Genomic DNA, 21,909 nt, shown 5'->3' with positions numbered 1-21,909 from the left:
CTTTTTCTATTATTTTGTTTGACACTTTTTTTAAAATTACATTTTTTCTAAAACCGGAATACACAACAGATTCAAGACGGAAACTAAAACCGTTTTAACAGAGGACAACATTGCAATCCTAGGCTTTAAATAATTATAATCTCTGCCTATAAGCCTGTAATTTTGATAATATTTGTTAAAATGCGAAGCAAGGTCTAAAGCAAAAGAGCTTAATACCGACGGCTCGTTTTGCTCGACCGCCGAATGAAGAGCCGTCTTAAATCCATAAATTTGTTTGGCTATCAAAAAAATATCGTCAAAATCTGCATCGCTTTTTGAAAACGAAAAACTTTGAGCGTCGTTTTTTAAATTCGTTTCATTTCCGCTAAGTCTGTTTAAAAGACTGTTTATTCTTGAAACGGTATATTGAAGATAAGGTCCTGTCTGACCTTCGAAAGACAAAACGTTATCCCAGTTAAAATTTACGTCGGTAGTCCGTCTTGTTTTTAAATCGTTAAAAATAACCGCCCCTATGCCTACTTTTAAAGACGTTAAATATATCTGCTTCTTTTCGGTTTCGGTTCGCTCTTTTTTTCGTTCATTAATTAAACCTTGTTTTTCACCGTTTTCCGTCGCCGCTCTTATTCCTTCCATTCCTTCAGTCAGTTTTTTGGTTGCATCGTTAATTTCGGCGGAAAGATTATCTTCTAAAATTTTCAGTCTTTCTTCAAGTTTTTCTTGAGCTTTAAGGCGCGCTTCTTCTATATAGTCTTCCAGAAAAACTAAATTGCCTTTTCTTGTCGACATGCCGATAATTCTGCCGAACTTTACATGAACCAACCTGCCGTCTATCATAGAAGCAAAATATTTAAAGTTTTTACCGTCTTTTATTTTCTCGGCGTCTTCTTTCAATATGCCGAATATGCCGAATAGCTGGCTGAAATGAAGGGCCTGTTCGGAGCCTACGACGTAAATCATCTTATCGAAATTATATTTTGCCATTCTAGAAACCGCCGTAACTATATCCCTCGAAAGGTAAAGGGACGTTCCGTCGCTTTTAGCAATCAGGGCGGGCGCTTTAACGCCTTTTACATTCACTATTACTGCACCTTCGCTTATTTCGGCTATGCCGCTTTCCAGTAAAATTTCTTTAATATCTTTTGAAAATTCCGCGCTTTCGGCTTCTCCTTCATACGAGTCGAACTCTATTCCTATAGATTGATAAATTCTTTTAAATTCTTCTATGCTTAGTTTTCTAAAAATTTTCCATAAATTATACTGCCCCTCCGCGGTCCCGCAAAAAAAATTTTTATTTTCTTCGGAAAGCATTATGTTTTCTGACGCATTGGATGTATCGGCTTCTGCGGACGAACCTTTATTAATATTTTTCGACATTGTACCGTCTAAACCGTTTATTGCACCGATATATTCTTCAAAACTGCGTTTATTTACCGACATAAAATCTTCAAGCGTTTTAAACCTGTTTTTAGCCTCTTCTTCGACGGTTAAATCGGTTTGTTCGTCTTTGTGTATTCTGACGTAAAGCTCGTATAAAACTTTTACGGGGTCTTTTTCAAATTCGGAAAAATTTATCTCGCCGTAACGACAAAACGCCGTAATAAGTTTCCCGAACTGGGTTCCGAAATCTCCAAGATAATTTATCTTTATAACTTTATGCCCGTAAAATTCATAAATTTTCGACAAACTCATCCCTATTACCGTAGAACGCAAGTGTCCTACTCCAAATGGTTTTGCTATGTTAGGCGACGAAAAATCTATGACGACGGTCAGAGGTTTTTCCGTAACGCCGCCGCCGTAATCGGAACCAAAATCAATGACTTCCTTAACGACTTCGGAAACGAATTTTTCTCTTTTTACAAAAAAATTAACGTAAGCTCCCTTTATTTCTATCCTGTCGAAAAAACCTGCTATTTCACTAAAACGACGGGTACATAAATTATATAAATCGGCGGCGGCCGTTTCCGGTTTGCCTTTAAATCCGTAATTTTGCAAATAATAAGCGGCAAAACAATAATCGCCGAAAGAATCGTCGGGCGGATTTTTGATTAATTTTTCGGCTTGCGGTTTTGAAACTTCTATTTTTTTTTCGGCTTCAATAACGTTTATAATTAAAGTTTTCAGCGTTTCCTTAAATATATCCATTTTTTGTTCCTTATTATATTATAAATAATTTTAATTTATATTAATATTGTTAAGATTGAATTATTAAGAATTATTTTGCTTATACCAATTATACCAATTAAAAGACTTTAAAAAAATAATTAATTTGATATAATTAAAAAGAAGCGGATTTATTTCTTTAGGATTTGGATATTGACTAATTATGGACAATGAAAATAAAGACAAATATATATGCGAAGCATGTCCTTATATTTACGACCCCAAAAAAGGCGATCCGGAAAGCGGAATACCTCCGGGAACGCCTTTCGAAGATATACCCGAAGATTGGGTCTGTCCCATATGCTTAGTAGATAAAACTCATTTTAAAAAAATAGACAAAGTAAAAAATAAATAAAATAATTTAATTAATTAAGGTTTAAAATAGGAGATTTTTAATGGCTTTAAATGAAGAAATTGCTTTACCAAAGTATCAGTGCGATGTTTGCGGATATATATATGATCCAGAAGTAGGCGACTCTATAGGAGGCATTGAGTCGGGAACTCCTTTCGAAAAACTGCCGGATGATTGGGTCTGCCCCATATGCGGAGCAGACAAAACTCATTTTCATAATTTTAACGCTTAAATTTTATTTACAAAATTGCATAGCGATATTGACATTATTAATAAATATGATAAAATTAGGTTATGCGTTTAATTAAACTAATTTTTTTAACGGTTTTCGTCTTTGCGATAGTTGCTTTTTCGGCGCAAAATTATGCCGAGGCGATGTCATACCGGAATTTTGTCAAAAAAGTAAACGCCGCAAGGGAGATAGGAAATCCTAATGCCGCGGTAACTATTATTGCGTACACTGATTTTCAGTGTTACTGGTGCAGAAAGTTTGAAGAATACGACTTTCCCTACATATTAAAACATTATATTAATAACGGCAAAATTTACTTGGAATTTAGGGATTTCCCTCTAACCCTTATACACAAATACGCCTTTAAAGGAGCGGAATATGCAGACTGTGCAGCTCTTCAAGGAAAGTATATGCCCATAAGGAGTCTTCTTTATAAAGACCAAGACTTTTGGAGCAGTATAGGAGATATTTATTATTTTCTTAAAATACATGCAGGAAAAATAATCAATATGTCTGAAGAAGAGTCCTGCGTTAAAAGCGGACTGCCGAAAAGGCTTATTAAAAGCAATATAAATTCCGGTATGAGCGCAAAAGTAACCGGAACGCCGACTTTTTATATATACAGAGGACTAATTCTTTATAAAAAAGTAGTGGGATATAAGCCTCTGCCGTTAATGATTAAAATTCTTAACGGAGCATTGCAATAATAATAAAGAAAAAGGTGTCAGATTAATTTTACGCAAAATCTTTTATCGTTGATTGTTCTTTTTCGAATGCGTAAAATTAATCTGACACCTTTTTCTTTTCTATATATTCCCCGTAATATAATTTATTTTTTCCTGCGAGTTATCCTGAATTTTTTTAATATCTTTTAAAATTTTAGAAATAAATTTTTCCGTTTCGGCGACGGCGGATTCCATTTTTATTCCTAAAGCAAGATATGACGCCATACAGCCTGAAAAAGCGCATCCGGTTCCATGCACCTGTTTTCCGATATTTATTCTTTTGCTTTCGTATATATAAAATTCGTTTTTTGAGTTTAAAAGTAAATTTTTTATAACATTTTCTCCCGATTCTTCGTTAATATGCGAACCTTTAATTAAAATATTTTTAATTTCAGGAAATTTTTTTCTTATAATTTTTGCCGCATTTTTCATTTCTTCCAAGTTTTTAATTTCCGTTCCTGAAATAAGTTCGGCTTCTTTAACGTTGGGCGTGATTACGGATGCATGTTTAAACAAAGGTATTAAAAAATCGGGATAGCGGTTTTTATTCACTATTATAGAGTTGGAAGTGGAAACATATACGGGATCGACCACTAAAATTTTTACGCCGTATTTATCTATGAAACCGGACAGCATAGAACTCTGTCTATCGTCGTAAATTAAACCGGTTTTTACCGCATCTACTTTAAAATATTCAAATACGGCTTCCAGCTCCGCCGAAAAAAAAACGTCGGAAACCCGTTCTATTTTATATATTTTATCGGGATTCTGGGCAGTCATAGCCGTAACGGCGGATAAACCGAAAATTCCAAGCTTAGAAAAAATCTTAGCATCGGAAGTTATACCGGCTCCGCCGGAACCGTCAAAACCTGCAACGGATAAAATTTTTAACGTCAAAATATTTTCGCCTTCTTTTTTTTAAAATCCCTTATGCTCGTTAAAATATCGTAAACTTCCGAAGCGCTCCCCGTATTTAAAATATCCGATTTTTTTGCCCAGCCTTTTCTGGCTATACCGATTCCGTAGTTAACGAAGCGTATTCCTTCTGTTTTGTGTGCGTCCGGATTAATTGAAAGCATAACGTTTTTCGATAAAGCCGATTTTATATGCCTCCAGTCGATATCCAGCCTTTTCGGATTAGCGTTGAGTTCTATAACGGTTTTAAACTCGGAAGCGAAGTCTAAAATCCGCCCTATATTTAAAGGATATTCTTTTCTTTCTAAAAGGAGTCTGCCGGTAAGATGTCCTATCATAGTCGTGTAAGGATTTTTAATTGCTTTAACTATTCTTTCCGTCATAAGAGATTCCGTCATATTAAAATTAGAATGCACGGATGCTATGACGAAATCGAGTTTGGACAGGGTTTTTTCATCGTAGTCCAAATTGCCGTCAGGTAAAATGTCCGATTCTACGCCCTTAAAAATTTTAATTTTATCCGCATATTTTTTATTAAGCCTGTCGATATATTCGATTTGAGATTCAAGTTCGTCTGCGGAAAGCCCGTTGGCATAATGGGCGGATACCGAATGATCGGAGATGCCGGCGTATTCGTATCCGAGTCTTATACATTCTTCTACCATAGCTTCCATACTTTCTTTTCCGTCGGTATAAGTAGTATGAATATGAAAAACTCCGCGCAGGTCTTTTTCTTCTATAAGAGCCGGTATTCCGCCGTTTAACGCCGCATCGAGTTCCCCCGCTCCTTCCCTTAATTCCGGCGGAATATACTGCATCCCGAAAACTCCGTAAAATTCCCTTTCGTCGTTTACTTCTATTTTATTTGTTTTGCTTTCGGAAATATCCGCGCCGGAGTCTTCGTTTTTATTCCTTTTAAATATGCCGTATTCGTTTATCTTGTAGCCGTTAGCTTTTTCTAACAACCTCAACTCTTCGTTATGCATTTTGGAGCCGGTAAAATGATGAAAGGCATAAACGAAATCTTCGCGGGGTACTATCCTAAAATCGACGCGTATGCCGCTCCTTAAAATTATGCTTGTTTTAGTTTCTCCGGAAGATTCCGTTCTTAAAATTTCCGGATATTTAAACAGCCTCTCGAAAAACAGCTGTTCTTTCCCTGTGGCGACGGAAAGCACTATGTCTATATCTCCGACGGTTTCCATTTTTCTTCTTAAGGAACCAGCCGTCTGAATATCCAATATAATTTTCTGCGGCGTATTTTTAAGATAATATTCAAGCATTAGCGCTTGATTTAAAGCGTCCGGATATAAGAATCTGGTTTTAAAAATATTAAATTCTTCCACAGATTTTTTTAAATTTTCTATAGACTTTTCTCCGAAACCATGGATATCTTTTAATTTGCCTAATTTTAAAGCATTTTCCAAATCGGCCGCGCTTTTAATATTAAAATTTTCATATAAAAGCATTGCCTTTTTAGGCCCTAATCCCCTTATTTTTAAAAGCTCGAATAAGCCGTCCGGCACCGATTTTAGAAGTTCGTCGTAATAAGCAAGGTTTCCCGTTTCTACAAGCTCTTTTATTTTAAGATGCAGGTCTTTCCCGATACCCGGGATATTTAAATTTTTTCCCTCTATAATAATATCGGATAAATTTTCTCCCAGCCTGCTTATTGCTGCCGAAGCATTTAAATATGCCCTTATTTTAAAAGGATTTTCGCCTTTAATTTCCAGTATTTCGGCTATATGTTCGAAAATTTCGGCAATTTCCGCATTAGTCATAACTTTTTATTTATATATAATTTGTATATGCTCATTCAATTATGTTATATTATATATTAAATTTAATTAAACTAAAACTAAAACTATGGATATATTGCTGCTTAAATTTTTAACCGACGTTATAGATGTCGCGAAAGATATTCTTTATATATATATGTGGGTAATCATTATTAAAGCCCTGCTTTCGTGGGTAAATCCCGACCCTTATAACCCCATAGTCCGCTTCATTAACGATATTACCGAACCGGTACTTAATAAAGTAAGGCTAATACTTCCCGTAGGCTCTTCTTTTGCTTTCGATTTATCTCCTTTAATAGTCATACTAATAATAATAGCCTTAACTCAGCTGCTAAATTTTATAGAATACAGATATATTATGCAAAATATACCGTTTATAATTTTGAGGCGCTGACTTTTACCTTTTTATATTTATATATTTATATATAATTAATCGATTTTAACGCAGGAGTTAAAATTATGGAACTTTCTCCAATAGAAATAAGATCGCAAAAGTTTTCAAAAAAAATTAAAGGATACGACGTAACCGAAGTCGAAAATTTTCTTGAAATAATAGCAAAGGATTTAGAAAAACTTTACGGAGAATACTACGGACTGAAAGAAGAACTCGTCAAAAAAAATCAGGAGATTGCGGATTACAAAGAAAAAGACAAGTCTATAAGCGAAGCAATACTTATGGTGCAGTCGGTTTCAAACGACATCAAGAAAGCGGCTATTATGGAAGCGGAATCTATAAAAAACAGGGCGGTTTCGGAATCCGAAAACATAATAAAAGACGCAAACAAAAAATATGCCGAGATTGCCAAAAATATCGAGGAACTGTTAAACAAGCGGATAATTATAGTAAATTCTTTAAAAAATCTACTGCAGACTAATATTGATATAGTAAACAGGGAATCGGAAAAAAAACTCGAGATTTCTTTACCGGAAGAACCGATAAAAATAGACGCTTCCTCCTATATTAAGGGCAGTGCGGAACTTAAAGAGGACTCTTCCGGTAATACCGCCGAAGTAAAAAAAACCGGCGAAAATTACGACCTTGCAGATTTTCTAAAAAATAGCGGAATAGAAAAAAAAGACGGTGAAGAGGAAAAAGAGGAAAGTTCGAAAACGGAAACCGGCGAAAAAAGTATGGAAGAAATGCTGGGCGATATTAATAAATTTTCTTTCTAAGACTTATATTTATTTATATTATGTGATATACTTACATTATATAATATATGCCGATGGATATTAATTGCACGGATATGCGCCGCATTAAATTTTTTATTTATCGTTAATTTTAATTAACATTAATCATCTAGATGTAGAGGTAAAAAGTATGAAAATATTGCTTATTCAGCCGAATAATACAAGCACTATAGGATTAAATAACGTATCTATAATAGAACCTACCGGATTAGAAGCCATAGGAGGAAGCCTTCTCAGAGACGAGCACACAGTTAAAATAGCAGACTTAAGAGCCGTAGATTACGACCCCGACAAATACTTAGAAGATAAAATAAAAAGTTTTAAACCGGATGCGGTCGGTTTTTCATGTTCGTTTACTCCTGACGTGTACAGGACTATAGAACTTGCAAAACGGGTGAAAAACGAATTCGGAATCCGCTACGTTTTCGTCGGCGGACATCACGTTTCGGTATATCCTTACGATTTTAACGTTAAAGAAATAGACGCTATAGTAATAGGGGAAGGCGAATATACCGTTAGGGATCTCGTCGGAGCATTTTCTTCGAATACGCCTCTTTCAAACGTTAAAGGCATAATATACAACGAAAACGGCAATCAGATAAAAACGCAGGAAAGACCGCTTCTTAAAAACATAGACGACCTTCCTTTCTTTGCAAGGCATCTTACGGAGGAATTCAGAAAAAAATACTATCTGGGCATCAGGACTTCGCTGGCATGCTTAGAAACGGCAAGGGGATGTCCCTTTAAATGCGATTTTTGCAGCGTTTGGAATTTTTACGGCGGCTCTTACAGATCTAAATCGCCTGAGCGGGTAGTATCCGAATTAAAAGAAATTAAGGAAGATTACATACTTGTCACCGACGATAACTTCTTCAGCGACGTTAAACGGGCAAAAAAAATAGCCGAACTTTTAAAAAAAGAAAAAATATATAAACTATATACTATACAGGCAAGGAGCGATACGATAGTCAAGCATCCCGAACTTATATCGCAGTGGAAAGAAATGGGGCTGTCAAATATTTTTATCGGGTTCGAAAGCATAGACGACGATAAACTTAGCAGTATAAATAAAAGCAACTCTTCGCTAAACAATGAAAAAGCATACTATATTGCAAAAAAACAGAATGTCGCCGTAACCGCTTCTTTCATAGTTTCTCCGGATTTCACTAAGATGGATTTTAATAAATTGATGGGCTTCGTTAAAAGGCTCAAGATAAGCGTGCCTGTATTCTCCGTACTTACGCCTCTTCCTGGAACAAAACTTTATAACGAATTAAAGGATAAATTAACCGTTAAAAACTATTCTTATTATGATCTGTTCCATCCTGTTTTAGAAACCGTCTTATCAAGGAACGATTTTTTTAAAGAATTTTCAAATCTGTATAAAACTTCGTATAAAAGTTTAAACTTAAGGGCAAACGATATTTTTTTCATTATCAAATACATACTTTCCGGAAAAATGCCGATTACGCATATGTTTAAACTGAAAAAATCTATGAAAAATATTTCGACCCCTATGACTTATATAAATTCATTGCTTCTGGAAAACAAAAATTAATTATTGCAATTTTTATTTTAAAATATTATAATTTTTATTTTAAATAATAAAAGGACTTTTAAGGAGGGTTTTATAATTGGCTAAGAAAAATTTTTTAAAAGAGATCGTTCACGAATTTTCAAAAAAATACGAAACCTTAATTATTTTAAATCCGGATACCGACGAATCGGGTTTAAATAAATTGATCGATAAAATAAAAGACGTTATGTCTAAAAACGGCGCCGAATTTATAAATTTTGAAGACTGGGGCGCCAGAAAACTTTCATACGACATTAAAAAGTTAAACAGAGGCAAGTTCGTACTTATCCACTTCAACGCAAAAGGTTCGTTTATAAAAGAACTCGAAAGAAACTTAAGGATTTGGGACGAATGCATAAGATTTCAAACCGTAGTATTTACTAAAGATATAGAAACAAAAAAAGAAAACGCGGAAATAATGGAGGAAGCCGTTAATGAATAATTTCCAAAATAAAAAAAGTTCTAAACCGGCAGGAGCAGGTTTTGCCCGCAGAACATATACCAGGAAGAAAATATGCAGATTCTGCGCCGACGAAAGTTTAAAAATAGACTACAAAGATTCAAGGCTCATGAGAAATTTCGTCTCGGAAAGAGGAAAAATTATGCCTAGAAGAATTACCGGAAATTGCGCGTATCACCAGAGAAGAGTTTCCAAGGCTATAAAAATGTCTAGAACCGTTTCGATAATGCCCTACACTTCCGTTAATATTTAATGTTAACGTCAAAAAAAATTATTTTAACAGTACTCCTTTCGATTTTATTGTTTTTATTTACATTAAATTCAATAAACGAAGGAGTATACTCTTTTATAAATCCTTTTTTTTACTTGTATTACGGAATTACCGTAATACTTTTATTTTCGACGGCAGGCTTGCTTTCTTCAGCCGCAATTTTTTTTTCATTCGCGGCGGGAATGATTTTTTTAATATATTCGGGGGCGGACGTTTTTCACGGCTATTTGAATCACGCATTATTCGGCAATTTTTTTATATCGACGGTACTTATTCAATTTTTAGTATTTTTAGCAATTCCGTTTTTCTTTTCTTTTTTGATTTTAAAAGGCTATAAAATTGCAAAATCTATTTATATACCGGTTTTAGCGATATTTATTGTTTTTTATTTGATAGCGGCGATTTATATTTATAATCACGGCATAAACATAATTGAATCCGTTAATTTTTTTTCCGTCCTTATGACTAAAAAACTTATGTACACATATGCGAAAATGGGAATGAAATATTTTACGACGGCAAAAATGCAGGCATTAATTTCAAAAACGTTAAAAATTATACTATTCCTCCTACCGTCTATATTAATTATTTTTTCATGGATGAGCATATGGATTTGTTTTGTTTTTTTAAAAAAAATCTCAAAAAAAACAAATTTATTTTTTTACGGTTTAAAAGAAAATTTACTGCTTTGGAGGTCTTCGGACTATTTTTTGCTTGTTCCTATAACAGGAATAATAATTTCTATTTTTTCTGTTGGAATATTTAAATTTATAGGATATAATATAATTTTATTAGCTTCTTCGGTTTATTTAATTCAAGGATTAACTATTATTTCTTATTTTTTCGGAAAATTTAATATTAATGTTTTTTTAAGAATACTAGGATATGCAGTAATTTTTATCTTCAGCAATCCGCTTATTATATTTATTATACTAACCGGAATTTTCGATATGTGGTTTAACTTTAGAAAAATAGACACTAACAAGAAGGAGGTTTAGCGTTTAACATGAAAGTAATACTTAAAGAAGATGTTCATAATTTAGGATTTATGGGGGAAACCGTTAATGTTGCGGACGGCTACGCAAGAAATTTTTTAATGCCTAAAAATCTCGCAATACCTGCAACAAACGCAAATATTAAAACGGTGGAACACGAGAAAAAAATAATAGAAAAAAAGAAAATCAAAATAGCCGCCGAACTTACCGAAATTAAAAATAATTTAGAGAAAGCGGATATTACCATTCCCGTTAAAGTAGGAGAAAACGAAAAAATTTTCGGCAGTATTACTTCTATGGACATTGAAAATAAACTGAAAGAAGCCGGTTTTAATATAGACAGAAAAATAATCGCTCTCGAAAACCCCATCAAAGAGCTTGGCGTTCAAACGGTTAAAATAAAATTATCTAAAGATATTGCGGCAGACGTAAAAGTTAACGTCGTGCCGGAAGTTTAAGATTATTGCCATTATAACGTTCATTTAGTTTTCGCCGATTTTATTATATTATGCAGAACAATGAAAGAAAAAAAAGGTTAAAACAAAGTGAACAAATAACTTCTATGAATAGCGGCATTTCTAAAGACGGTATTTTAAACATAGTGCCGCCGAATTCCATAGATGCCGAAAAAGCTTTGCTTTCCGCAATACTCATCGATAATTCTCAGGCAAATTCAGTTTTAGGAATTATAAATCCGGAAGATTTTTACGACAGCGTTAATGCAAAAATATTCCGGATTATATCTAAATTAAGCGAAAAAAACGAGCCTATCGATATTATCACTATTCTCCATAGTTTAGAGAAAGAACAGGACTCGCCGGACAACTCTTCGGACTTTAATTACGGAAATTACCTGACGTCTCTTTTTGAGCTGCCCGCTGGACTTTTTAATATCGAGCAGTATTCAAAAATAGTAAAAGAAAAATCTACGTTAAGAAATCTTATTAACGCTTCTAATAAAATCAGGCAGAAATGCTATGAGCAGAACGAAGATATCGAAAATATTATAGATTTTACGGAAAAAACAATTTTTGACGCTACGCAAAAAGATGCGCCTAAAAACTATGCGGAAGTTTATCCGCTGATAATCGATTACTTCAAAAAACTTACTTCAAAAAAAAGCGACAACGACGTAATTACCGGTATTCACAGCGGTTTAAACTATTTAGACGAATACACCAACGGATTTCAGCCGTCCGATCTGATTATAATAGCGGGAAGACCTTCTATGGGGAAAACTGCTCTTTCTCTTTGCATAGCAAAAAATATAGCAGTAAAAAAAATACCGGTGGCGTTTTTCTCTTTGGAAATGTCTAAGGAACAGCTTGCAACGCGTCTTTTGGCAATGACCGCAAAAATAGATTCTTCTTTTCTTCGCAGAGGCAAAATACATAACCCCGACATTGAAAATATTCATAAAGCGCTTGAGATTCTTGAAGACATACCGATATACATAGACGACAGCGCAGGAATAACCGTTACAGAACTTAGGGCTAAAACGCGCAGGTTAAAAAGAGAAAAAAACATTGAATTAGTTATAATCGATTATCTTCAGCTTATGCGGGCTTCACACAATATAGAATCGAGAGAGCAGGCTATAGCCGAAATATCGCGCTCGTTAAAAGGCCTTGCAAAAGAGCTTAATATTCCGGTAATTGCTCTTTCGCAGTTAAACAGAATGGTGGAGTCAAGGCAGGACAGAAAACCCCAGCTTGCGGATTTAAGGGAATCCGGAGCGATAGAACAGGATGCGGATTTAATTATGTTCGTTTACAGGGAGGAAGTTTACAAAAAAGATACGGAAAATAAAGGCGTTGCAGAATTAATAATAGGAAAACAGAGAAACGGTCCTACCGGCATAGTTAAACTTTCTTATATAGACAAATATACGTCTTTTGAAAATCTTGCATATGAAGATAGAGAGGCTTATATCTAACCGTCTCTTATTTGATACAATGAAAATATCCTAAACGGATGAAGATAATGCGGCGGCGCCGATAATTCCGGCATATTCTCCTAAGGAGGATCTTAATATCTTAAGGTTCGACGAAGATGCTTTAAGAGACCTTTTAAGCGTTTCGGCTCTTACTATGTCGAATAGTTCCGGAATTCCGTCTAAAACTCCCCCTCCTAGTATTACGGCGCAAGGACTTAATAAATTTACTGCGCTTGCCACGCCGTCGGAAAGATATTCCCCTGTTTCCTTAATTAAACGGACTGCTTCCTTAGAACCTGCCTTATATGCTTTTGCTATAGATTTTGCGGTTATAGATTCTATAACGCCCCCGCTTTCGTTTATGACGTCTTGAAAAGCAGGGCGGTCTGCATAGGCTCTTTCTATGGCTATCGACGCAATGCCGTGTCCGCCGGCATATGCCTCCAAACAGCCATAATTGCCGCAGGTACACTTTCTGCCGCCGGAAACTATCCTTGTATGCCCTATCTCTCCTGCCGAATTAAAACATCCTGTATATAGACCGCCGTTTATAATTATACCGGAACCAATACCTGTCCCAACAAAAATACATATCAGATTATTAAAGCCTTTTCCCGCTCCGTATTTCCATTCCCCGTAAGTAATAGCGGCTAAATCGTTTGCAACTAATATATTATTTAATCCAAGTTCTTCTTCAAGCCCCTTTTTAAGGGGAACATTATGCCAGTTTAAATTAGGAGAAAAAATTATGTTTCCGGATTCGGCGTCTATCTGACCTGCTATGCCGATACCAAGCGTTTTTACGTTATATTTTTTGTTATCGTATAAAAATTTCTTAATATTACGTATTATAAAATCGACGTCCGCTGCTTCCGGCATTAATATGCGTACGTCAGACTCCGGCTTGCCGCCGCCGCCGAAAATTCCTAATCTTAAATTAGTGCCGCCTATATCTACTCCTGCAGTATAAATTGAATTATTGCTCATCTTCGGTTATCTCGAATTTTTTGCCGCCGTGCTCGCCGATAATTCTGTTTCTTCCGCTATTTTTGGCTTCGTATAGAAAGTCGTCGGCTATTTTTAAAATATCGTCAACCGTATTAATATTATCGTCGGGAAGAGAAGCTATTCCTATTGAGACGGTAACTTCTCCTTGAATCTGGGTAAAATTTTGTTTTCTTATTAAATTTTTTATTTTCTTTGCTGAAATAACGGCTCCGTTAAAATCCGTCTGAGGTAAAATAATAACGAATTCTTCGCCGCCGTATCTGACGGCAGTGTCTATAGTTCTTATGTTGCGGTTTAAAATACCGCCTATTTTAGACAGGACGGTATCTCCGGTTTTATGTCCGTAAAAATCGTTAATACGCTTAAAATGGTCGATGTCTAAAATCATAACGGACAAGCTGTTTCCGTATCTTTTTGCTTTATTAAATTCAAGTTCTATAACTTCGCCCATCTTTCGTCTATTATAAAGTCCTGTAAGTTCGTCGGTTATAGAAAGTTCGTTAATTTTACGGTGAATCCTCGCATTATCCAAAGATACGGAAAGTTCTTTGACGGCATGCTCTAAAAACGCTATATCTTCTTTTTTAAAACCGTAAATAGAAGATACCATCAGTACGCCCACGTTTACGCCGCCTATATAAAGCGGAAGCCAAACTATATCTTTCGGAAACACTTCACAGAAACCGTAATCTATAGCCATGCCTTCGCCTCCTCTTTCCATAAGCTTTTCCTTAAAAATCATAGCGTTTTCCGGAATATCGTGAAACCATATCGTTTTTCTGTCTTTAAGGCAGTGTCCCGCCATTCCTTCGTAAGCGTTTATTTTATTTGCGATAAATTTTCTTATCCCGTAAAATTGATAGGGTATTAAATAGCCTTCTTCGGCGCTTTCCAAAGTTAAATCGTCGTCCGTACTGCTGCTATCGCCGCTATTTAAATCCGATTTTTCATTATCGCCTTCATGATTGCCTGATTCAGAATTACCTGCTTTAAATTTTCCGCTTTTACTGTATATATAAATTATTCCCGAAGAAATATTCAGCAACTCTTCTAAAATATTTAAAGTGGAAGATATTATCTTGTCGAAATCCAAAGACCCGACTAAAAAGTCCGAAAACAAATTATATTTCTCCATTCTTTCTTCTCTGTCTTTAACGGTAGCGGCCATTTCCGTAAAACCTTTTCCTATCGATTCAAACTCGTCTTTGGTATCGATTATAAGCTTTGTGTTTAAATCGCCCGAAGTAAATTCTTTAATTGCCGTTCTTAAAGCGGAAATAGGATTTAAAGTGTCTTTTGAGGCAAAGTAAGATATAACGAAAGATATTAAAAGTCCTATAAATATTATAAATATAGCATATTCAGCCGTTTTTCTGAACAGCGTTTCATAGCGCCTGTTAGAAATAAATACCGCGATAGAACCTATAGTCTTTCCTTTTATATTTTTTATGGGATGAAAAGCGGCAAAAACGGTTTCTCCATTGTAATTCAACTCTTTTATAAAATCCTTGCCGGACATAATCTTCTCGTGAATATATTCGGGAAGTCTTGAACCTATGCCGAAAATATTCCCCGGTATTTTCAGGGTGCTTAAACATACCTGCCTGTTAAAAAGAGAGGCAAATACGGCGGTTTTTAAATGATACTCGTTATAAATAGTTTCGGGAAGATACGCATTGTTGTTTAAGCTTATCAATCCGAATATGGAACCGACCGTACGTCCGTCGTGTATAAAAGGTACAACGGTTACCAGAAACATATTGGAAGTGCCATTAGACAGTTTAATGCCCATATCGATAAGCGTAGATTTTCTAATAATAGCGGTCTTCACGATAGGAAAACCAGTCCTGAACGCTTTAAATATTATGCCGTCTAAAGACGGCTTAAGACCTTTTCCGTCTCCGGTAACAGACGACGTTATATGGCCTTCGCCGTCTGTTATTCCTATATAGTCGGCGAAACTAAAAGCTTTTTTGTAAGATTTAATTAAAGAATTTTGAAAAAATATATTTTTATCAATAACCGCTTTTATCAGATAAGGGTTGTTAGAACTTATCAAAAAAGCATTCTTTAGACGGTTTGCCTGAGAATAGTAAATCCTTTGCGCTCCGCTTAACGTTATACGCACTTTGTTTAAATTTTCTTTTTTTGTCTGATTTTTAAAAATATAAGTGTTTGCAACGGATAAAAGTATAAGAGGTATTAAAATGGATAACGAAAAAGACAGAATAAGCTTTGTCCTTATGGACATCTTAGGCCTGTATTTAACGGAATATTTTATTTCAGACATGTTGTTTTTTAATATGTTTCTTTCATATTAATTTAACTTATAATATATTTAAAGATTTTATAACTTTTATAAAAATTTGCAAGCAATTTTTTTTTAATCTTTTATCAAGTTAATTACAAACTGTTTTGCCGTCCTCCCCGATCTGGAACCCTTAATTAAAGCAAAATTAAGAGCATTTTTTCTGATTTCGTCCATATCGAGAGAAGATATTTTTATACCGTATTTCTTTATATAAAGTTCGACTATTTTTAAAAACGTATCCTGGCTGAAACTGTAAAGCCCATATGACAGACCGAATCTGTCGCTTAAAGAAAGCCCTTCTTCCGCTTCTTCTTCCGGATGAATAAATTCAGTGGAATTTAAATTTTCTTTTTTAAATTTTTCGGCGGTAAGATGGCGTTTATTGGAAGTCGCATAAATTATAATATTTTCGGGAAGTTCGTCAAGCCCGCCGTCAAGCATAGATTTAAGCTTTTTATAGAACATAGAATCGGCATCGTAAGCAATATCGTCAAAAATCAATATAAATCGTGATGATTTCGCCTTTAAAATTGTAATTAATTCGTATATCATTTCCGCCGTATCTTCGACTACTTCTATAAATTTAATTTTATCGATATAAGGAGGTTCGCCGAAAGATTTTGCTATAGCCCTGATTAACGAGGACTTGCCCGTTCCTCTGTCGCCCCACAAAAGAACGTTATTGGCGGGTTTGCCGGAAGCAAATTTCATAGTATTCCTGAAAACCTCTTTTATTATTTGGTCGATTCCGATAAAATCCGAAAGGGAGAGTGAATATCCGGAAGGCGGATGTTCAAGATTGGCTTCAGATAAAGGCTTAAGCATGTAACTGCCGTTAACCTTAAAAAACTTAAACGAACCTGATTTATCTAACAGCGTATCGTCGTAACGTATAATACTGCGTTCGCTAATCGTATCCGCATCGTTACCGCCGTTATATTTATCTTTAAGTTTTAAATAAACTTCCGATATAATAGCGTTAATATTGCGCACTTCTTCAAGGAGTTCATCCATAATAATATATTAATATTTTTTTATTTTGTTTTTAGATGAATTTAAAATAAACGACGAAATTATTTAAACTCGCTTAAATATAAACGACGAATTTTATTTAATAAACGAAGAATTTAATTTTATAGAGCAGTATGAAGAACACATAGAACACACTTTATCGTCTTTAAGGGGCAGGGAGGCTCTCATTTCTCTGGCTCTTTCGGGATCTAAAGCACATTCGTACTGTTTTTCCCAGTTCATAGCCCGCCTATTTTTGCTCATCTCTAAATCAAAATTTGCTGCGCCCTTTATTCCTTTGGCTATATCGCCTGCATGGGCGGCAATCTTTGCGGCTATAACGCCTTCTTTAACGTCCGATACCGAAGGAAGCCTTAAATGTTCGGCGGGGGTGACGTAGCACAGAAAATCGGCTCCCGCTCCGGCGGCTATCGCGCCGCCTATGGCGCTGGTAATATGGTCGTAGCCGGGGGCAATATCCGTAACTAACGGACCTAAAACATAAAAAGGAGCGCCGTTGCATAAACTTTTTTCTAATTTTATATTTTCTTCTACCTGATTTAAAGGAACGTGCCCCGGCCCTTCTATCATTACCTGAACGCCTTCTTCGAGCGCTTTTTTCTGCAGTTCTCCAAGCGTAATTAATTCGGTAATCTGGGCTCTATCGGTAGCGTCATGCAGGCATCCCGGTCTTAATCCGTCGCCGAGGCTTAAAACTACGTCGTTTTTCTTGGCAATTTTAAGCAGTCTTTCATAATTTTCATATAAAGGATTTTCTTTGTTGTTTCTTATCATCCACGACGCAATTAACGAACCGCCCCTTGATACTATACCCATAATCCTGGTCTGCATATTCATCGTACTTATAGCTTTTAAAGTTAAGCCGCAGTGGACGGTAATAAAATCCACGCCTTCTTCGCACTGTCTTTCTATAACGTCGAAAAGGTATTCGGGATCGAATTTGTCAATAAAATCAGGGGAATTAGGGTTAACGATACCTTTTTCGACCGCGGGTTGAAAGGCTTCATAAAGAGGCACCGTACCGATAGGAACGGACGAATTTTTTAATATATACAACCTGAATTCTACTATGTTGCCGCCGGTAGATAAATCCATAACGGCGTCAGCGCCGCTTTTTATTGCCGCATTTAACTTTTCCAACTCTTCTTCGATGTCGTGATTATCGCCGGAAGAACCTATATTGGCATTTACTTTAGTTTTTAAATCTTTGCCTACGGCAAGAGGCTTTATATCTCTTAATCTGTTTTTCGTTATGACGGTAAAACCGTTCATAACGTCTTCGCATATCTTTTCGGGAGCGACTCCTTCTGCCAAAGCGCACGCTTTCATTTCATCGGTAACAATATTTTGTCTTGCGGCAGATATCTGATTTATATATTTCATAATTTTAAATTTACCTTATTTTCCATTAAGAATCTTTATCATTGCTTTTACTTTTTTGCCTATATCTTTTTTATTTAAACTTAACAGCGAAGATTGGATGGCAATAAACCTGCATCCCGATTTTTTAATTTCCGGTATATTAAACTCGTTTATGCCGCCGAGCGCAAAAACCGGAATTTTCATGACATTAACAACTTTTTTTAAAACGTCTGCGCCGTGAAAAAAATCCTGTTTTTTAGTTTTAAAAACGGGACTGAAAGTTATAAAATCGGCTCCGTTTTTTTCAGCATCGACGGCATCTTCTATGGAGTGAGAAGAATAAAAAATTTTTAAGCCTTTAAATTTTTCTTTAACCGATTTAATCGGCGGAGCGTTAATATTTAGATGTACGCCGTCTGCAGAAAGAACTGCTGCGGCATCCGCCCTCTCGTTAACAAAAAACTTAACGTCGGGATATTTTTTAAATATCAAGCCTCTTATCTTATCTCCAATTTTTATAAAATCGCGTACGGAAACATCTTTCTGCCTGAGCTGAAAAGCTTTTAAACCTGCGCCGAAAGCTTCATCGAGAGCGTCAATATACTCTTCGTCGTTATTAAAAAAATTTTTGTCCCCTATTAAGTATATATTAAAATTAAACCAAGAAGCATCCGTATTCGGCATTTTTTAATTATATAATTTTAAGGCTAAAATTGTCAAACGATACGGCAATTAATCTTTTTTTATTCATCCATAAATCTGCCGTGTCCTTTAGACAAAATTCTTAGCATCTTAATATTATAATGGGCAAATTTTATTAACTGCCAAGGGATAAACAATCTAGTAAAAAGCGTGTATTGCGTAGGCGCGATAAAAGATCTGGAATCGCTCGTGTAAGGAACGTATTCCATTAAATCGTCATCTTTTTTATTTTCCATAATAAATATAATCCTCCTATTCATATTGCATTTATATTTCATAATAGATACGGCAATTTATCCTTAAATATAGCTTATTTCTCCAAATATTTTCATTAGTCGGGAATATACTGCCATAAAAATTTTCCTTTCATTTTCCAGATAAATAAATAATGAAGCATATATTTAACCCAGTGTCCGGCAAGACCTATATCTCCGAAAGTGTAATTTAAATTTCTGCCGAATTTATATTTATCGTAATTTGGAATTACCGGATACATAGTCAATAAAGCGGCCGATCCGCCGGTCATCGATTTGCCCATAGAGGTTATACATATTGCCCCGAATTCAGCCATCGATGCGCTATAGGTGGGTTCTGCCGCTCCGTTCTTTATCATATCGATAATGGAAAGGGCGACCGTATGGCCTATGATTCCAGACGCCATGCCGGTTCTGGGAGGACTCGGAGCTATAAGAGTACCGTCCGGCGCTTTAAAAGCCTTGCTTATCGGATGCGGGGGAGCAAAAGCTATTCCTGCCGCAAATATATTTTTATATAAAGAATTATTGTATTTTTTAGGCCAATCCGAATTTTTCCATTCCTCAAAAGGTTTTGCGCCGGAGGTATAATCGGCATCTACTTTCATAAAACCGCTAGGCACGCACATTTGGCTTTTAATATCGCTGCCGTCCTTATCTATGTATGAGATGGAAATACCGGCAAACGGCGGAATCAGCATGGCAAAATCAAAATCGAGCGACCCTTCTTTTCCTTCAATATTAACGTAATCTAAAGAGCCTTCTTTTACGTTTCTAACGTGCGCCCTGTCCACCCATTTAATGCCCTTTTCCCTAAAAGTAGACTCGGCAAAAAGTTTGCCTGATATAAAGTTTCCGTTCCTTCTTACTACCACTCCGCCGACTCCGAAATCGCCCAGCGTAGGTTCGTTGGATATCCAAGTTATGTCCGCCATATTGCGAAGTCCCCGCTTCGCAATTTCAAATTCTAAATTATGTATATATTCAAAAGCGGCCCCTTGGCAGGTGGCGGTTCCATGTCCAGTACCGACGACAAACTTTTGCCTTTTGCCCTTTTTCATCTTTTCTACCGCTTTCAAAAAATTATCCCTTGTTTTAACGGCATGAGGCAAACTACAGACCGAATCAGAATAGCCTTCATCCGGTCCAAGTCCCGGCGTAGCCGCAAAATTGAGCTTAGGACCCGTAGCGTTTATTAAATAATCGTACTTTACCTGTTCCGTTTTGCCGTCGTTGTATTTTACGACTACATATCGGTCGACGTCGTCCGGATGAATCTCTTCCGCCGCTCCGTTTTTAAATTCTATGTCAAACTTTTCATATACCGGCGTAAGATCGAACTGAGTTTTTTCTGGCTTCATAGAACCCACTCCCACCCATATCCATGAAGGGATATAAGAAAAATGTTTTCTCGGCGATATTACTACAACTTCATGTTTACGCCCCAGCGCTTTTTTTAAATTTAATGCCGCAGTGTTGCCGGCAAATCCAGAACCCAAAACTACTATGCGAGCCATATAAATTTATCCCCCCGTTTCTTCATTTTTTACTTATTAATAAATCTTAAAATAAAATTTAAAAAATATTAGATTATTTTATATATATGTTTTATAATATTTATGATAGCAAAAATATAAAAATATTTCTATATAATTATAAATATATATTTGCATTATCATATATTCATATATAACATATTTTTATTATCGTACCGCGCATTGCCGGTTTATTGAATAAATTATAAATTTAATAAAATCAAAATATTGATTAATCTATATTAACGCTATGGAAACCCTTGATAAAATAAAGCTTATTTATTCTTTCGACGCCGGAGACGCGTCAAATTTAACGCAAATAAAAGAGCTGATGAATTCAAATGTAAACGAATTTATTTCCGGCGTTTATTCATTTATATCAAACTTCGACGATTTCAGCAAATTTCTTCCTAACGACGAAATAAGAACAAGACACAGGGAGAAGTTAAAAATCTGGTTCCTCAATCTTTTTTCCGGAAAATACGACAATGAATATTTAAGGCAGTTAAAAAGAATAGGAGAGGTTCATTCTGAAATAAAATTGCCTTCGCATTACGTCAGCGCTACAATGAACTATATAAGAAATTTTATTCATAAAGTTATTATAAAAAACATTCAGTCCTCCGAAAAAAGAAATGAAATAATTGAATCTGTAAATAAAATAATAGATATTAATTTAGATATAATCATAAGTTCATATATAAATGAAGGAAAATTTTACATAGCGTCTACAAAATTTGAAACTAAAATAATAAAATTCAGTTCGAAGTTTTCTTATATGCTTGACCTTGCCCTTGTAATATCTTTAATAATTGCAACTATTATGGTTTTTCTGATGTTCTTATTTGAAATCTACAGATTCGCCTTCGGCGGCGGCGCTTTTGAATCCACCGTAGTCGATATTCTCGGCGCTATGTTAATCGTTTGGGCAATAAGAGAACTGCTTGAAGAAGAAGTTAAAAAGCTGAAGGGGCATAAATTCGCGTTAAGCGCTTTTATAGGTCTTGCGATGGCGGCTCTTTTAAGGAAGATATTAATCTTTTCTCTGGCTTCGGGAAAATCCAAGGAAGTCGCAATATTAGGTTTCCTCGTA

At 35.5% G+C, this 21,909-nt stretch carries 22 protein-coding genes; 12 read left to right on the top strand and 10 right to left on the bottom strand.

Going from position 1 to position 21,909, the window contains the following annotated elements; translation table 11 throughout:
- Positions 1 to 36: 36 nt before the first annotated feature.
- The gene (gene argS, locus EVJ48_06810; GenBank protein ID RZV38531.1) at positions 37 to 2,142 is read right to left on the bottom strand and encodes an arginine--tRNA ligase; all 2,106 of its coding nucleotides are present in this window, start codon (positions 2,140 to 2,142) and stop codon (positions 37 to 39) included.
- A gap of 181 nt (positions 2,143 to 2,323) precedes the next feature.
- On the opposite strand from argS, the gene EVJ48_06805 reads away from it, so the two are divergent.
- The 3 genes from EVJ48_06805 to EVJ48_06795 all read left to right on the top strand — a co-directional run bounded on the left by EVJ48_06805 (position 2,324) and on the right by EVJ48_06795 (position 3,451).
- Positions 2,324 to 2,515 (top strand): rubredoxin, encoded by a 192-nt coding sequence (locus tag EVJ48_06805; GenBank protein RZV38530.1) that lies wholly within the window; start codon positions 2,324 to 2,326, stop codon positions 2,513 to 2,515.
- Between the two features lie 40 nt (positions 2,516 to 2,555).
- On the top strand, positions 2,556 to 2,744 hold the full coding sequence (locus EVJ48_06800; GenBank protein ID RZV38529.1) for a rubredoxin: 189 nt from the start codon (positions 2,556 to 2,558) through the stop codon (positions 2,742 to 2,744).
- Positions 2,745 to 2,806: 62 nt separating this feature from the next.
- A complete protein-coding gene (locus tag EVJ48_06795) occupies positions 2,807 to 3,451 on the top strand; it encodes a hypothetical protein (GenBank protein RZV38528.1) in 645 nt (214 codons plus the stop codon).
- Positions 3,452 to 3,550: 99 nt separating this feature from the next.
- Here EVJ48_06795 and thiD read toward each other — a convergent pair whose 3' ends face one another.
- Both thiD and polX read right to left on the bottom strand, forming a co-directional pair.
- Complete coding sequence (thiD, locus tag EVJ48_06790; GenBank protein RZV38527.1) at positions 3,551 to 4,369, bottom strand: bifunctional hydroxymethylpyrimidine kinase/phosphomethylpyrimidine kinase; 819 nt, start codon at positions 4,367 to 4,369, stop codon at positions 3,551 to 3,553.
- Complete coding sequence (gene polX, locus EVJ48_06785; GenBank protein ID RZV38526.1) at positions 4,363 to 6,165, bottom strand: DNA polymerase/3'-5' exonuclease PolX; 1,803 nt, start codon at positions 6,163 to 6,165, stop codon at positions 4,363 to 4,365. Before polX ends, thiD begins: the two co-directional genes overlap by 7 nt.
- Before the next feature lie 85 nt (positions 6,166 to 6,250).
- Between polX and EVJ48_06780 the strand changes: the two genes are divergently transcribed.
- From EVJ48_06780 to dnaB, 8 genes are all read left to right on the top strand, one after another.
- Entirely contained in the window at positions 6,251 to 6,577 is a 327-nt protein-coding gene (locus EVJ48_06780) for a YggT family protein (GenBank protein ID RZV38525.1), read from the top strand.
- Positions 6,578 to 6,642: 65 nt separating this feature from the next.
- Positions 6,643 to 7,356: a DivIVA domain-containing protein gene (locus tag EVJ48_06775; protein ID RZV38524.1), complete on the top strand. Its 714-nt coding sequence runs from the start codon at positions 6,643 to 6,645 to the stop codon at positions 7,354 to 7,356.
- Between the two features lie 148 nt (positions 7,357 to 7,504).
- Positions 7,505 to 8,932 carry a radical SAM protein gene (locus tag EVJ48_06770; protein ID RZV38523.1) on the top strand — a complete coding sequence of 476 codons (1,428 nt, stop codon included), beginning with the start codon at positions 7,505 to 7,507 and terminating at the stop codon, positions 8,930 to 8,932.
- Positions 8,933 to 9,008: 76 nt separating this feature from the next.
- Positions 9,009 to 9,392 carry a 30S ribosomal protein S6 gene (gene rpsF / locus EVJ48_06765; GenBank protein RZV38522.1) on the top strand — a complete coding sequence of 128 codons (384 nt, stop codon included), beginning with the start codon at positions 9,009 to 9,011 and terminating at the stop codon, positions 9,390 to 9,392.
- Positions 9,385 to 9,663 carry a 30S ribosomal protein S18 gene (gene rpsR / locus EVJ48_06760; protein ID RZV38521.1) on the top strand — a complete coding sequence of 93 codons (279 nt, stop codon included), beginning with the start codon at positions 9,385 to 9,387 and terminating at the stop codon, positions 9,661 to 9,663. Before rpsF ends, rpsR begins: the two co-directional genes overlap by 8 nt.
- Complete coding sequence (locus tag EVJ48_06755; GenBank protein ID RZV38520.1) at positions 9,663 to 10,679, top strand: DUF2232 domain-containing protein; 1,017 nt, start codon at positions 9,663 to 9,665, stop codon at positions 10,677 to 10,679. The genes rpsR and EVJ48_06755 overlap by 1 nt, the downstream gene beginning before the upstream one ends.
- Before the next feature lie 8 nt (positions 10,680 to 10,687).
- The gene (locus EVJ48_06750; GenBank protein RZV38519.1) at positions 10,688 to 11,134 is read left to right on the top strand and encodes a 50S ribosomal protein L9; all 447 of its coding nucleotides are present in this window, start codon (positions 10,688 to 10,690) and stop codon (positions 11,132 to 11,134) included.
- 104 nt (positions 11,135 to 11,238) lie between these two features.
- The gene (gene dnaB, locus EVJ48_06745; GenBank protein RZV38553.1) at positions 11,239 to 12,612 is read left to right on the top strand and encodes a replicative DNA helicase; all 1,374 of its coding nucleotides are present in this window, start codon (positions 11,239 to 11,241) and stop codon (positions 12,610 to 12,612) included.
- Between the two features lie 30 nt (positions 12,613 to 12,642).
- On the opposite strand, the gene EVJ48_06740 is transcribed toward dnaB, so the two are convergent.
- From EVJ48_06740 to EVJ48_06710, 7 genes are all read right to left on the bottom strand, one after another.
- Positions 12,643 to 13,599, bottom strand: a complete 957-nt coding sequence (locus EVJ48_06740) for an ROK family protein (GenBank protein ID RZV38518.1) — start codon at positions 13,597 to 13,599, stop codon at positions 12,643 to 12,645.
- Positions 13,589 to 15,910, bottom strand: a complete 2,322-nt coding sequence (locus EVJ48_06735) for a diguanylate cyclase (GenBank protein RZV38517.1) — start codon at positions 15,908 to 15,910, stop codon at positions 13,589 to 13,591. Before EVJ48_06735 ends, EVJ48_06740 begins: the two co-directional genes overlap by 11 nt.
- A 93-nt stretch (positions 15,911 to 16,003) precedes the next feature.
- Positions 16,004 to 16,945, bottom strand: coding sequence for a DUF815 domain-containing protein (locus tag EVJ48_06730; protein RZV38516.1), 942 nt, complete (start codon positions 16,943 to 16,945; stop codon positions 16,004 to 16,006).
- A 93-nt stretch (positions 16,946 to 17,038) separates the two neighbouring features.
- On the bottom strand, positions 17,039 to 18,346 hold the full coding sequence (thiC, locus tag EVJ48_06725) for a phosphomethylpyrimidine synthase ThiC (protein ID RZV38515.1): 1,308 nt from the start codon (positions 18,344 to 18,346) through the stop codon (positions 17,039 to 17,041).
- Between the two features lie 15 nt (positions 18,347 to 18,361).
- Positions 18,362 to 19,009: a thiamine phosphate synthase gene (locus EVJ48_06720; protein ID RZV38514.1), complete on the bottom strand. Its 648-nt coding sequence runs from the start codon at positions 19,007 to 19,009 to the stop codon at positions 18,362 to 18,364.
- A 59-nt stretch (positions 19,010 to 19,068) separates the two neighbouring features.
- Positions 19,069 to 19,263: a hypothetical protein gene (locus EVJ48_06715; protein RZV38513.1), complete on the bottom strand. Its 195-nt coding sequence runs from the start codon at positions 19,261 to 19,263 to the stop codon at positions 19,069 to 19,071.
- Between the two features lie 95 nt (positions 19,264 to 19,358).
- Positions 19,359 to 20,798 carry an NAD(P)/FAD-dependent oxidoreductase gene (locus EVJ48_06710; GenBank protein ID RZV38512.1) on the bottom strand — a complete coding sequence of 480 codons (1,440 nt, stop codon included), beginning with the start codon at positions 20,796 to 20,798 and terminating at the stop codon, positions 19,359 to 19,361.
- A gap of 268 nt (positions 20,799 to 21,066) precedes the next feature.
- Here EVJ48_06710 and EVJ48_06705 point away from each other — a divergent pair.
- Positions 21,067 to 21,909, top strand: an 843-nt coding sequence (locus EVJ48_06705; GenBank protein RZV38511.1) for a hypothetical protein, incomplete at its 3' end; no start/stop codon positions are given.

The sequence above is a fragment of the Candidatus Acidulodesulfobacterium acidiphilum genome (assembly GCA_008534395.1).
GTDB lineage: Bacteria > SZUA-79 > SZUA-79 > Acidulodesulfobacterales > Acidulodesulfobacteraceae > Acidulodesulfobacterium_A > Acidulodesulfobacterium_A acidiphilum.
Note: the sequence above shows the minus strand (reverse complement) of the source record. Positions and strands in the feature narration are given on the sequence as shown.

Coding starts and splice junctions, on each gene's coding strand:
- EVJ48_06755 (RZV38520.1), top strand. CDS start 9,663: ATGTTAACGTCAAAAAAAATTATTTTAACAGTACTCCTTTCGATTTTA.
- EVJ48_06740 (RZV38518.1), bottom strand. CDS start 13,599: ATGAGCAATAATTCAATTTATACTGCAGGAGTAGATATAGGCGGCACT.
- EVJ48_06795 (RZV38528.1), top strand. CDS start 2,807: ATGCGTTTAATTAAACTAATTTTTTTAACGGTTTTCGTCTTTGCGATA.
- EVJ48_06715 (RZV38513.1), bottom strand. CDS start 19,263: ATGGAAAATAAAAAAGATGACGATTTAATGGAATACGTTCCTTACACG.
- dnaB (RZV38553.1), top strand. CDS start 11,239: ATGAATAGCGGCATTTCTAAAGACGGTATTTTAAACATAGTGCCGCCG.
- argS (RZV38531.1), bottom strand. CDS start 2,142: ATGGATATATTTAAGGAAACGCTGAAAACTTTAATTATAAACGTTATT.
- EVJ48_06710 (RZV38512.1), bottom strand. CDS start 20,798: ATGGCTCGCATAGTAGTTTTGGGTTCTGGATTTGCCGGCAACACTGCG.
- thiC (RZV38515.1), bottom strand. CDS start 18,346: ATGAAATATATAAATCAGATATCTGCCGCAAGACAAAATATTGTTACC.
- EVJ48_06730 (RZV38516.1), bottom strand. CDS start 16,945: ATGGATGAACTCCTTGAAGAAGTGCGCAATATTAACGCTATTATATCG.
- EVJ48_06770 (RZV38523.1), top strand. CDS start 7,505: ATGAAAATATTGCTTATTCAGCCGAATAATACAAGCACTATAGGATTA.
- EVJ48_06775 (RZV38524.1), top strand. CDS start 6,643: ATGGAACTTTCTCCAATAGAAATAAGATCGCAAAAGTTTTCAAAAAAA.
- EVJ48_06720 (RZV38514.1), bottom strand. CDS start 19,009: ATGCCGAATACGGATGCTTCTTGGTTTAATTTTAATATATACTTAATA.
- EVJ48_06750 (RZV38519.1), top strand. CDS start 10,688: ATGAAAGTAATACTTAAAGAAGATGTTCATAATTTAGGATTTATGGGG.
- EVJ48_06735 (RZV38517.1), bottom strand. CDS start 15,910: ATGTCTGAAATAAAATATTCCGTTAAATACAGGCCTAAGATGTCCATA.
- rpsR (RZV38521.1), top strand. CDS start 9,385: ATGAATAATTTCCAAAATAAAAAAAGTTCTAAACCGGCAGGAGCAGGT.
- EVJ48_06800 (RZV38529.1), top strand. CDS start 2,556: ATGGCTTTAAATGAAGAAATTGCTTTACCAAAGTATCAGTGCGATGTT.
- EVJ48_06805 (RZV38530.1), top strand. CDS start 2,324: ATGGACAATGAAAATAAAGACAAATATATATGCGAAGCATGTCCTTAT.
- polX (RZV38526.1), bottom strand. CDS start 6,165: ATGACTAATGCGGAAATTGCCGAAATTTTCGAACATATAGCCGAAATA.
- EVJ48_06780 (RZV38525.1), top strand. CDS start 6,251: ATGGATATATTGCTGCTTAAATTTTTAACCGACGTTATAGATGTCGCG.